The organism is Rhodovulum adriaticum, from assembly GCF_004345735.1.
Taxonomy (GTDB): Bacteria; Pseudomonadota; Alphaproteobacteria; order Rhodobacterales; family Rhodobacteraceae; genus Rhodovulum; species Rhodovulum adriaticum.
Window position 1 is genome coordinate 319,424 of record NZ_SLXL01000003.1, and the last position, 11,177, is coordinate 330,600.

Consider the following 11,177-nt stretch of genomic DNA (forward strand, 5'->3'; position numbering starts at 1 on the left):
CTAGCCCTCCAGCGCGGCGCGGATGGCGCGGGGGTCGATATCATCATGCTCGGCGATGACCACCAGCCGCGTGGCGCGGGGTTCGTCCGCGCCCCAGGGCCGGTCGTACTGATGGCGCACCCGCGCGCCAACGGCCTGCACAAGCAGGCGCATCGGCTTGCCCTGAACGGCGGCATAGCCCTTGACCCGCAGGATGTTCTGGCTGCGCGCCAGCGCCTCGATCCGGCCGGCCAGGATGGCCGGGTCGGCCTGTTCGGGCAGTTCCACCACGACGCTTTCGAAATCGTCATGGTCGTGATCGTGGGCGTCGTCGTGATGGCTGGGACGGTCGTGCAGGTCGTCCTCGGCCGCGGCCTCCAGCCCCAGGATCACGCGGGGGTCCACCGCGCCCTCGGCCACCTCGATGATGGGCAGCTTGCGCGGCGCCTCGGCCTCGATGGTGGCGCGCGCGGTGGCCACCCCCTCTGGCCCGGCCAGATCGGGCTTGGTCAGCAGCACGATATCGGCGCAGGAAATCTGGTCCTCGAACACCTCGGACAGCGGGGTTTCGTGGTCGATGCTGTCATCGGCGGCCCGCTGGGCATCGACGGCGGCGACATTGGGGGCGAAGCGCCCCGCCGCCACGGCCTCGGCATCGGCGACGGCGATCACGCCGTCCACGGTGATACGCGAGCGGATATCGGGCCAATCGAACGCCTTGAGCAGCGGCTTGGGCAGGGCCAGGCCGCTGGTTTCGATCAGGATGTGTTCGGGGCGCGGCTCCATCGCCATCAGCGCCTCAATGGTGGGGATGAAATCGTCGGCCACGGTGCAGCAGATGCAGCCATTGGCCAGTTCCATGATGTTCTCGGCCGGGCAGTCGGGGATGGCGCAGCCTTTCAGCATTTCGCCGTCCACGCCGACATCGCCGAATTCGTTGACCAGAACGGCCAGGCGCTTGCCGCCCGAATTCTGCATCAGGTGGCTGATCAGCGTGGTCTTGCCAGACCCCAGGAACCCGGTGATTACGGTGACGGGCAGTTTGGTCAGGTCGGTCATTGGGCCCCCTCCAAGGGTGGGATACGGACGATGCAGTTCTTGCGGAAATGTTCGGGGCGTTCGCGCCAGGGCACCAGGCCGTCGGGCGCGTCACGATATTTCAGGGCGCCCTCGGCCAGCACGGGCGCGTGGCTGGCGTCGAGATTGCCGTAGACATAGGTCCAGCGCCCCGGCCCGCGCAGCGCGACGGTGCAGCCGCGGGTGCAGTTCGACAGGCATTCGACCGGGATCAGGCGGATGTTTTCGGGCAGGTTCCGTTCGGCCAGCGCGCCGTGCAGCCGCGCACCGCGCGTCACCTCTTCGGGTTCGGCAGGTTCGCCCTGCCGGCACTTCACACAGACCAGAAGTTCCACCACGCCGTCAGGCGCGCCGCTCATCCGGGTATCCCGTAGATTTGAAAGGTAAAGAAAGGCAAGATGTCTGACCCCATAGCTCAGGGGACAAGGGCAGATGGCGGGCAGAGCCGAAGCCGGACCCGACACCGGAACACCCCGTCCGGTTACGTCGTACTGCGCTGGCAGGTCTCCCGGCTTGCGGATGTCAGACGTGGGCGTCTGGCGGTTGCCCTGCCTTCCCAGCCTTGTCGGCCAGTGGCGTGGGGCAGCCTCTCCGGTCACGGTCGCGGGGGCGGCTGCGCTTCGGACCTGGTGGCCCTTATCGCATTCCCTTTTCACCCACCCGAAGGCGGGCACCAACAGGGGTGTGATGCAACCATTGGCCGGAAGTTGTCAAGCTGCGCGCTGGCGGTCCTTGCCGCTGGGAACCGCGCCCGCCCCGGGCCGGGACAGGCGGTGCGGCCACGCCCCGGTGACCGGCGCAACAGATCGATATTGGGCGCAAACACGCCTGCATCGCCCATGACCCGGCCCCGCCGGGCGAACGGGGGTTATGGACCCGCGGCGGGGATCACCGGACCGGCCGCAGGCTTCAGCCGGCGGGCAAGTTCGGCGATATGGGCCGGCCCGATCTCGCAACAGCCGCCCACGGTGCGCGCGCCCTCCGCGACCCAGCCTTGGGCAAATTCGGCATAGGCGGCGGGGCCGATATCCTGCCGCGTGCTCAGCAGATCGGTCGTCGCGCCGATCCCGTTGAAGCGCGGATCGATCCGGGTGAAGCCGTTGGCATAGGCGCCGACATGGTCGTGCAGCCCGGCGAGGATCGGCACGCCCTGCGACACCGCCTCGGGGCGCGAGCAGTTCAGCAGAACGCGGGCGGGTGCAAAGGTTTCCAGAAGCGGCGCGATCTGGGCCAGCGGCTCGCCCGAGCGCAGGCGCGTGCCGTCGGTGTCATCCACGCTGAGGGCCAGCCAGACGGGTTTTCCCGCGACCTGCGCGCCCATCACCCCGCCGCGTGCCTGATCGACCGAAGACATCGTTTCCAGCAGCAGAACATCGGCGACCCGCGCCTGAATGCGCGCGACGCGGGCGTAAATCTCGGCTGCCTCTTCGGCTGGCGGGGCATTGTCAGGGCGGTAGGAAAAGCCCAGCGGGCCAAGCGCTCCGGCGACCAGCCCGCCGCCTGCATCGTCCCGCGCGCGGGCGGCGATGTCACAGGCGGCCATGGTCAGATCCTCCAGCCGGTCGGCCATCCCGAAGGCCGCCAGCCGGTCGGGCAGCACCGCGTAGGTGTTCGTTGTTGCCACCTCGGCGCCCGCATCGAAGAAATCGCGATGCACGGCGCCGACCAGATCGGGCGTTTCCAACAACGCCTGGATCGCCCAAAGCGGCGTCGCCTTGCCCGTGCGATGTACCAGTTCCTGGCCCATGCCGCCGTCCAGAAGGGTGATGTCCAAGGGTTGTCTCCTTTTCCTTGCCGTCGTGACATAGACGGACAAAACGATGCGTCGAGCATGCCTGCCGATGCTGTGCGCAACGGGCAGACTGGGCGCCGCCGGATCACGGTTGATCGTGCGGCAGGCGGCCATGAATTGGGGATACGTGGATCGGCGAACAGCGCGCCGGTCGGCGTGGTCAGGCCGGGGCGGCCATCGCGCGCGGGTCGCGCCGCCGGGAATGCCTTGCGTGCACCGGGAATTCGGGTTGCATCATCGTGATCTCCTTTCCGGGCCTCCCCGCCCGGGTTGAGGTTGCATCGGCGATGGCAGGTCTCCTGACTTGCGGGTCGTGGCTTGCCCGATCCTTCCCGGCCTGTGCTGGGCCAGTGGAGTCGCTCGGGCGTGCTCTCCGCCTACAGTTGCGGGGGCAGTCACGGACTTGGCGCGCGATCGCGACACCGCACCGTATTCCCTTTTCATCCCAAGAGCCCCAAGGCCCCAGGGAACCATCCAGCGATCGTTAGCAAACGCGGCGGATGCCTCACAAGTGGCAAAACGCAGGGACAACCATCCCGGGCAGGCAATTCCCGAATTGTCCCTGCACGCGGCGAAAACAGCGGCGTCATTGCCAGTCCGCGCCCGTGGTGCGCAAAGGTCGCGGCCTGCAACCCTGCCTATATGTTGACAGGCTCGCCCCAGATACCCCAACATGCCGTAGCTTTGGTGCCCGTGACTCGCGTCATGGGCTAAGAGGGAAACCGGTGAAGCGCCGGTGCTGCCCCCGCAACTGTAAGCGGCAAGCAAGGCTGAGACATGCCACTGGGGCCATTCCCGGGAAGGCCAGCCAAGCAAAGACCCGCGAGCCAGGAAACCTGCCAGGGCGCGATACGATAACCGCAGGCGGAGGGCCTGGGGGTGCGTGTGTTCTGCGAAACCCGGCCAGCGGCCGATGGTTCGCCTGCCCGTGTCCCCGGTTCGTCGAAGACAGGAAAGGGGACACAAGCATGACACCAGCCGACCACCACGCCCCTGCCCGCGCACGCGGTTTGGACCATGGGCCGATGGGCCCCGCCCCGGCCGCAAAGGCAACCGGCGGCAAGGACCGGGATTTCCGACAATGCCAGGAGATACGATGACCGCGCTTTCCCCCAGATCCGTCGTCACCCGCGACGGGCAGACAGTTCCCTTCGACGCGGGCCGGATCGCACGCGCCATCGCCCGCGCGGGCGAGGCCACGGGCGAGTTCGACGCAACCGAGGCCGCGCGCCTGACCGATCAGGTGGTGCGCGTGCTGTCCTATCGCCACGCGGGCGGCGCGCCGGGGATCGAGGATATTCAGGATGCCGTCGAACAGGCGCTGATCGGGGCCAATTGTATGGCCACCGTGCGCGCCTATGCGGTCTACCGCGAACAGCATGCCCGCCTGCGCGAGGACCGGCGCACGCTGGTCGATGTGGAACGCTCGATCAACGAATATCTGGATCGGTCCGACTGGCGGGTGAACGCGAATGCCAACCAAGGCTATTCGCTGGGGGGCATGATCCTGAACACCTCTGGCAAGGTGACCGCGAATTACTGGCTGAGCCACATCTACCCGCCCGAGGTCGGCCAAGCCCACCGCGACGGTGACATCCATATCCACGACCTGGACATGTTCGCGGGCTATTGCGCGGGCTGGTCCCTGCGCACCCTGCTGACCGAGGGGCTGAACGGCGTGCCCGGCACCATCGAATCCGCCCCGCCCGCGCATCTGTCCAGCGCGTTGGGACAGATCGTCAATTTCCTGGGCACTTTGCAGAACGAATGGGCAGGCGCGCAGGCGTTCAGTTCCTTTGACACCTATCTGGCGCCTTACGTACGGCGCGATCACCTGAGCTACGATCAGGTCCGCCAGTTGATGCAGGAATTCATCTATAACCTGAACGTGCCCTCGCGTTGGGGCACGCAGACGCCCTTTACCAACCTCACCTTCGACTGGACCTGCCCAGAGGATCTGCGCGAACAGGTGCCGATCATTGCCGGGCGCGAGGTCGATTTCACCTATGGCGCGTTGCAGTCCGAAATGGACATGATCAACCGCGCCTATATGGAGGTGATGACCGAAGGCGATGCCAAGGGGCGCGTCTTCACCTTTCCGATCCCAACCTACAACATCACCACCGATTTTCCCTGGGACAGCGAAAACGCCGGGTATCTGTTCGAGATGACGGCGAAATACGGGCTGCCCTATTTCCAGAACTTCGTGAACTCGGAACTGGAGCCGCACATGGTCCGTTCCATGTGCTGCCGGTTGCAACTCGACCTGACCGAGCTTCTGAAACGCGGCAACGGGCTTTTCGGATCGGCCGAGCAGACCGGCAGCTTGGGTGTCGTCACCATCAACTGCGCCCGTCTGGGGCATCTGCACAAGGGGGACGAGGCCGCGCTGCTGGCCGCGCTGGACCGGCTGGCCGGGATCGCGCGCACCAGCCTGGAAATCAAGCGCAAGGTGATCCAGCGCCATATCGATCTGGGCCTGTTCCCCTATACCAAGCGCTATCTCGGCACGCTGCGAAACCACTTCTCGACCCTGGGCGTGAACGGCGTGAACGAAATGATCCGCAACTTCACCGGCGATGCCGAGGATATCTCGACCCAGTGGGGGCGCGCCTTTGCCCTGCGGTTCATGGATCATCTGCGCGCACGCATGGTCGCCTATCAGGAAGAGACCGGGCACATGTATAATCTGGAGGCGACACCGGCCGAGGGCACGACCTACCGCTTTGCCCGCGAGGATCGCAAACGCTACCCCGGTATCCTGCAGGCAGGGCCTGCGGATCAGCCCTATTACACCAATTCCACCCAACTGCCGGTGGGCTGGACCGCCGATCCCTTTGCGGCGCTGGAACACCAGGAACCGCTACAGGCGAAATATACCGGCGGCACCGTGCTGCACCTCTACATGGGCGAACGGGTATCTTCGGCCGAGGCCTGCAAGAAGCTGGTCCGCCGGGCGCTGGAAAACTTTCGCCTGCCCTACATCACCGTGACGCCCACATTCTCGATCTGCCCGAAACACGGCTACATCGCGGGCGAACATGAATTCTGCCCGATCTGCGACGCAGAACTGCGGGCGGCAAAACGTGCCCAACTGAAAGCAAGCTGAAGGAGAAAGACGATGAACAAACCCCTGAACATGGACGACCTGAGCGACGATATCGAACTGACCGACGAAGAGCGTACCCGCTGCGAGGTCTGGACCCGCGTGATGGGCTATCACCGCCCGGTTGCGTCCTTCAACACCGGCAAGAAGGGCGAGGCGGCCGATCGCGTCTATTTCGACGAGGCCGAGGCGCGCCTTGGCTGAGATCGCCATTTCCGGGCTGGAACCGCATTCCAGCGTGGACTGGCCCGGCGAACTGGTGGCGGTCCTGTTCTGTCAGGGCTGCCCCTGGGCCTGCCGCTATTGCCACAACACCGCGCTGATCCCCGCCGGGCCGGGCACGATCCCCTGGGACCAGGTGGCGGACCTGCTTACCCGCCGCCGCGGCCTGCTGGACGGGGTCGTGATTTCCGGCGGCGAGCCGACATTGCAAAAGGGGCTGGCCGATGCGCTGCGCGAAATCCGGGCGATGGGGTTCCGCACCGGGCTGCACACCGGCGGCCCCTACCCGGCCCGGCTGGCCGAGGTTCTGCCGCGGCTGGATTGGGTTGGGTTCGACGTAAAGGCGCCGTTCGACGCCTATGACCGGATCACCGGCGCCCCCGGCAGCGGGGCCAAGGCACGCGACAGCCTGATCCTGTTGCGCGACAGCGGCGTGGCCTTCGATCTGCGGACCACGGTGCACCCCGCGCTGCTGGGCCCCGCCGATCTGTCGCGCATGGATGCGAACCTGGCCGCCCTTGCCCTGCCGCCCTCGCGCCGCCAGCCGTTCCGCGCCGCAGGCTGCACCGATCAGGCGCTTTGCGACGTGGCCTGCCCATAGGGCGCGAACTGCGCGCGGCTTGGGTCGACCGTCAGAGGCCGCCCCAGCATCGGAAAGGCACGCTGCGGGCACCCCTCGCGCGGGCAGACCTTGCAGCCCGCGCCGATCGGCGTGACCGCTGCCGGATCGGCCAGATCAAGCCCCTTGGAATAGACCAGCCGCGCGGCATGGGCGATATCGCAGCCGAGCGCCACGGCGAATTCCTTGCCCGGCGAACCATAGCGCCCCCGCCGGCTGAGCACCGTGCGCGTGACCCAGAAATAGCGCCGCCCCTCGGGCATCTCGGCGATCTGGGTCAGGATCTCGCCCGGATGGTCAAAGGCCGAATGCACCCGCCACAGCGGACAAGAGCCGCCGACCTTGGAAAAGTGGAAATCCGTCGCCGATTGCCGTTTCGAGATGTTGCCCGCCCGGTCCACCCGCAGGAAGAAGAACGGCACCCCTTGCGCGCCCGGCCGTTGCAGGCAGGACAGGCGGTGACAGGTGGCCTCGAACCCAGTGCCGAAGCGGTGGCCCAGCCAGTCGATGTCATAGCCCGCGCCCTCGGCCGCGCGCCAGAAGGCGCCGTAGGGCATCAGAACCGCGCCCGCAAAATAGTTGGCCAGTCCGATCCGCGCCAGCCGCCGGGCCTCGTCGCCGGAAAAGGCAGCGCCCGCGACCAGATCGCCAATGTCGTCCTCGGCCTCGATCAGGCCGATCTGGGTGGCGACCTGGAACGCCATCTGTCCGGGGCTGAGCCCCCCCGACAGCACCAGTTCGCGCCGCCCGGCATCCAGACGGCGCAGATCGCCGGTTTCCCCGTCATCCTTGCGCAGCGTCACGCCGTGCCGGTCGCGCAGCCGGGCGGCCAATCCCGGCAGCGGATCGCCCGGGGCAAGGCCCACACCCTCGGCCAGCGCTTCGGCCCTTGCATCCAGCGCATCGAAGAAATTGCGATTGTCGTAGAAGAAATCCCGCACCTCCTCGAACGGCGCGGGCACCCGCATCGCGTCGGTTGCGCCCTGCGTCAGGGCCAGCGCGGCGGCGCGATCCTCTGCCTCTCGCGCGCGGCGGTGCAGCGCGATGAAGCGGCGGGCCAGCGCGGGCGCATTGTCCACCAGATCGCGCAGTTCGGACAAACCGACCGCAGGCTCGCCGCCCTGCACCGCCTCGCGCAGCTCGGCCAACAGCCGCGCGTCGCCTTCTTCCGAAAACAGCTGGATGTCCAGCCCGAAGGCCGCGTTGATCTTCAGCAGCACCTGAACGGTCAGGGGCCGCTGGTTGCGTTCGATCTGGTTGAGATAGCTGGGCGAGATGTCCAGTTGCGCGGCCAGTGCCGCCTGGGTCAGGCCGCGCGCCTCGCGCAACTGACGCAACCGCCCGCCGAGATAGGCCTTCTTCATCGCCCCACCTTCGCAAGCTTTGCAAATCCGACCCAAATCATCGCAAATCTTCGCGTTTTCATTTATTTCAACACGCTAAATGAGTGTTTATGCCCTTTGCAGCCCCCGAGCAATGCAAAGGTTGCAAACAATGTCCCTGTCAGCGATCAGGAACGGCGACGCAAGCCAGATGACGGCGCTGATCTTTCCCGAAACGGTGAACCACCACGGCACGCTGTTTGCCGGAGCCGGGCTTGCCTTGATGAGCAAGGCCGCCTTCCTCGCCGCCAGCCGCCGGGCGCGGCGGCGCGTGGTCATGGCGGCGTCCGACAAGATCCATTTCCGCACGCCCGTCCTGCCCGGTCAGATGCTGGAACTGACCGCCACGATCACCCGCGTCGGCCGGACCTCGATGGGTGTCGACATCACCGGCGAAGTCGAAACCCTGACCACCGGCGCGCGCCACCTCGCGATGAGCGGTCACTTCGACATGGTCGCAGTCGACGAAAGCGGCCGCCCCGCCCCGATCAATCCGGACACGATGGAGGCACAAGCCTGATGGATGCCGATGAGGCGCCGAACCGGCGCATCGTGGCCGGCATCGCCCCCGAACCTGTCTGACCGGCAGGGGTGGCAAACGGCCGGACGCCCGACGCCGCCCTGACATGACCCATCACTCGAACGGTGATCGATGACCATTTTTCGCCAAGCAAAGCCAACCCCGTCAAGGGCCACCCTCGGATGGAGCAAGGAGAGACATATGATCCAGTCCGCAAATCTGGGCTTCCCGCGCATCGGCGCGCGGCGCGAGTTGAAAAAGGCCGTCGAGGCCTATTGGAAAAGCGATCTGAGCGCCGAGGCCCTGGAACAAACCGCCCGCAACCTGCGCGCCCACCATTGGCAGGCGCAGCAGAAGGCCGGGATCGACATCGTCCCCAGCAACGATTTCTCGTTCTACGACCAGATGCTGGACATAACCGCCATGCTGGGCGCCGTGCCTGCACGGTTCGGTCATTCGGGCGGGCCGGTCGGTCTGGATACCTATTTCGCGATGGCGCGCGGCACAGATGATGCCCCGGCGATGGAAATGACCAAGTGGTTCGATACGAACTACCATTTCATCGTGCCCGAGCTGACCGACGGCATGCGGTTTGCGCTGTCCTCCGCCAAGCCGGTGGACGAGTTCATCGAGGCCAAGCGCCTGGGGATCGCGACGCGGCCGGTCCTGATCGGCCCGGTGACGTGGCTGAGCCTGGCCAAGGCCAGGGGCGCCGACCTGGACCCGCTGGATTTCCTGCACGCCATCCTGCCGCTCTATGCGCAGGTTCTTGATGGCCTGGGGGCCGCCGGGGCGGAATGGGTCCAGATCGACGAGCCGGTGCTGGCGCTGGACCTGTCCGCCAAGCAAAAGACAGCCCTGCAAGTGGCCTATGCCGCCCTGGCCGAGGCCGGCCCCAGGATCATGCTGGCCAGCTATTTCGGTGCGCTTGGCGACAATGCCGCGCTGGCAATGGCCCTGCCGGTGGCAGGGGTGCATATCGACCTGGTGCGCGCCCCGGAGCAACTGGACACCCTGCTGCCGCTGGCCCGCGACAAGGTGCTGTCGCTGGGCCTGATCGACGGGCGCAATGTCTGGCGCACCGATCTTTCGCGCAAGCTGGCACAGGCGAAACCGGCGCTTGCGGCCCTGGGGCCGGACCGGATTCAGATCGCGCCGTCCTGTTCGCTGCTGCATGTGCCCGTCGACCTGGCACAGGAAGAGGCGCTGGACGACGAGTTGAAAAGCTGGCTGGCCTTCGCGGTGCAGAAGCTGGGCGAAACCCAGGCCCTTGCCCGCGCGATGGGGGAAGGCCGCGCCGCCGTGGCGACACGGATGGCAGCCTCTGACAAGGCCAGCGCCGCGCGCCGGGCCTCGGCCCGTATCCACGACGCGGCGGTTCTGGCCCGCGCCGATGCCATCACCCCCGCCGACCTGAAACGGCAAAGACCCTACCCCGAGAGGCGCAAGGCGCAGGCGGCGCGGCTAAATCTGCCGCCTTTCCCGACCACGACCATCGGATCCTTCTCGCAGACCGCAGAGGTGCGCAAGGCCCGCGCCGCCCATCGCCGCGGCGCGCTGGACGCCGCCGCCTATGACACCTTCCTGAAGGAGGAAACCCGCGCCTGCATCGCCGAGCAGGAAGCGTTGGGCCTGGACATGTTGGTCCATGGCGAGTTCGAGCGAAATGACATGGTAGAGTATTTCGGCGAACACCTTGCGGGCTTTGCCTTCACGAAATTCGGCTGGGTGCAGAGCTATGGCTCGCGCTGCGTGAAACCGCCGCTGATCTATGGCGACGTTTCGCGCCCCGCACCGATGACGGTGGACTGGTCTGAACCGCCCCGGGTTTACCGGAGAGTAAAACACTCAAAGGATGAGCCCTATGACGAAGCAGAGATTCACCCCCGCCTATCCGTCCGAACTGCGTGAACGCGGTGTTCGGCTTTTTCGAGAGCACCGTGGCGATTACGCCAGCGACACGGCCGCCTACAAGGCGATCGCGCCGAAGCTTGGCTGTTCGCCGGACAGCCTGCGGGTCTGGTGCCAGCAGGCCGAGCGCGACGCCGGACAGCGGGCCGGGCTTACGAGCGCCGAGAAGGATCGGATCAAGGAACTGGAGCGTGAGAACCGTGAACTCCGGACCGCCAACGAGATCTTGAAGAAGGCCAGCGCGTATTTCGCTGCGGCGGAGCTCGACCGCCCGTTCCGCAAATGATCACGTTCATCGACGATCACCGTAGCGTCTTTGGTGTCGGGCCGATCTGCCGGGTTCTGGGGATCGCACCATCGACATTCTACAGCTTCAAGGCTGTGGAACGGGACCCCGCCCTGGCATCGGATCGAGCCAGGCAGGATCGGCTGGACATGGCCGCCATCAAGGAGGCTTTTGATGGCAGTCGAGGCCGATATGGGGCCCGCAAGGTCTGGCATCAGTTGCGCCGCGAGGGACATGACATCGCCCGCTGCACCGTGGAAAGGCTGATGAAGGTCATGGGATT

General features: G+C 66.3%; 9 protein-coding genes, 1 pseudogene, 3 riboswitches and 1 other annotated feature. Of the genes and pseudogenes, 6 read left to right on the forward strand and 4 right to left on the reverse strand.

Translation table 11 applies throughout. The features are described 5' to 3' along the window. The 3 genes from cobW to EV656_RS07640 form a co-directional block, all read right to left on the reverse strand. Positions 1–1,038 (reverse strand): cobalamin biosynthesis protein CobW, encoded by a 1,038-nt coding sequence (cobW, locus tag EV656_RS07630; RefSeq protein ID WP_132601765.1) that lies wholly within the window; start codon positions 1,036–1,038, stop codon positions 1–3. Further along, positions 1,035–1,415, reverse strand: coding sequence for a DUF1636 family protein (locus tag EV656_RS07635; protein ID WP_132601767.1), 381 nt, complete (start codon positions 1,413–1,415; stop codon positions 1,035–1,037). The genes cobW and EV656_RS07635 overlap by 4 nt, the downstream gene beginning before the upstream one ends. Positions 1,416–1,537: 122 nt before the next feature. Beyond that, positions 1,538–1,749, reverse strand: a riboswitch (cobalamin riboswitch). Positions 1,750–1,924: 175 nt separating this feature from the next. Continuing rightward, a complete protein-coding gene (locus EV656_RS07640) occupies positions 1,925–2,830 on the reverse strand; it encodes a homocysteine S-methyltransferase family protein (protein ID WP_200276695.1) in 906 nt (301 codons plus the stop codon). Positions 2,831–3,121: 291 nt separating this feature from the next. Further along, positions 3,122–3,338: riboswitch (cobalamin riboswitch) on the reverse strand. A 178-nt stretch (positions 3,339–3,516) separates the two neighbouring features. Next, a riboswitch (cobalamin riboswitch) is annotated at positions 3,517–3,706 on the forward strand. A 238-nt stretch (positions 3,707–3,944) separates the two neighbouring features. Between EV656_RS07640 and EV656_RS07645 the strand changes: the two genes are divergently transcribed. Genes EV656_RS07645 through EV656_RS07655 form a run of 3 tightly spaced genes read left to right on the forward strand, consistent with a single transcriptional unit; the run spans position 3,945 to position 6,777 of the window. Then, positions 3,945–5,957, forward strand: coding sequence for a ribonucleoside triphosphate reductase (locus EV656_RS07645; RefSeq protein ID WP_132601769.1), 2,013 nt, complete (start codon positions 3,945–3,947; stop codon positions 5,955–5,957). 12 nt (positions 5,958–5,969) lie between these two features. Then, the gene (gene nrdD, locus EV656_RS07650) at positions 5,970–6,158 is read left to right on the forward strand and encodes an anaerobic ribonucleoside-triphosphate reductase (RefSeq protein WP_132601771.1); all 189 of its coding nucleotides are present in this window, start codon (positions 5,970–5,972) and stop codon (positions 6,156–6,158) included. After that, complete coding sequence (locus EV656_RS07655) at positions 6,151–6,777, forward strand: anaerobic ribonucleoside-triphosphate reductase activating protein (RefSeq protein WP_132601773.1); 627 nt, start codon at positions 6,151–6,153, stop codon at positions 6,775–6,777. The genes nrdD and EV656_RS07655 overlap by 8 nt, the downstream gene beginning before the upstream one ends. On the opposite strand, the gene EV656_RS07660 is transcribed toward EV656_RS07655, so the two are convergent. Beyond that, positions 6,747–8,159: a short-chain fatty acyl-CoA regulator family protein gene (locus EV656_RS07660; protein WP_132601775.1), complete on the reverse strand. Its 1,413-nt coding sequence runs from the start codon at positions 8,157–8,159 to the stop codon at positions 6,747–6,749. The genes EV656_RS07655 and EV656_RS07660 overlap by 31 nt on opposite strands. Positions 8,160–8,289: 130 nt before the next feature. On the opposite strand from EV656_RS07660, the gene EV656_RS07665 reads away from it, so the two are divergent. The 3 genes and pseudogenes from EV656_RS07665 to EV656_RS16775 all read left to right on the forward strand — a co-directional run. After that, positions 8,290–8,697 (forward strand): acyl-CoA thioesterase, encoded by a 408-nt coding sequence (locus tag EV656_RS07665; RefSeq protein ID WP_132601777.1) that lies wholly within the window; start codon positions 8,290–8,292, stop codon positions 8,695–8,697. Between the two features lie 201 nt (positions 8,698–8,898). After that, positions 8,899–10,608, forward strand: a complete 1,710-nt coding sequence (metE, locus tag EV656_RS07670) for a 5-methyltetrahydropteroyltriglutamate--homocysteine S-methyltransferase (RefSeq protein WP_132601779.1) — start codon at positions 8,899–8,901, stop codon at positions 10,606–10,608. After that, positions 10,562–11,177, forward strand: a pseudogene (locus EV656_RS16775) (IS3 family transposase); the annotation flags it as partial. The gene metE and the pseudogene EV656_RS16775, both read left to right, overlap by 47 nt. Then, positions 10,849–10,965: a sequence feature (AL1L pseudoknot), on the forward strand. (Overlaps the previous pseudogene by 117 nt.)

What these genes read in the sequence shown, in the direction of transcription:
- cobW (WP_132601765.1), bottom strand. Translation starts at nt 1,038, where the DNA reads ATGACCGACCTGACCAAACTGCCCGTCACCGTAATCACCGGGTTCCTG.
- EV656_RS07635 (WP_132601767.1), bottom strand. Translation starts at nt 1,415, where the DNA reads ATGAGCGGCGCGCCTGACGGCGTGGTGGAACTTCTGGTCTGTGTGAAG.
- EV656_RS07645 (WP_132601769.1), top strand. Translation starts at nt 3,945, where the DNA reads ATGACCGCGCTTTCCCCCAGATCCGTCGTCACCCGCGACGGGCAGACA.
- nrdD (WP_132601771.1), top strand. Translation starts at nt 5,970, where the DNA reads ATGAACAAACCCCTGAACATGGACGACCTGAGCGACGATATCGAACTG.
- EV656_RS07660 (WP_132601775.1), bottom strand. Translation starts at nt 8,159, where the DNA reads ATGAAGAAGGCCTATCTCGGCGGGCGGTTGCGTCAGTTGCGCGAGGCG.
- EV656_RS07665 (WP_132601777.1), top strand. Translation starts at nt 8,290, where the DNA reads ATGTCCCTGTCAGCGATCAGGAACGGCGACGCAAGCCAGATGACGGCG.
- metE (WP_132601779.1), top strand. Translation starts at nt 8,899, where the DNA reads ATGATCCAGTCCGCAAATCTGGGCTTCCCGCGCATCGGCGCGCGGCGC.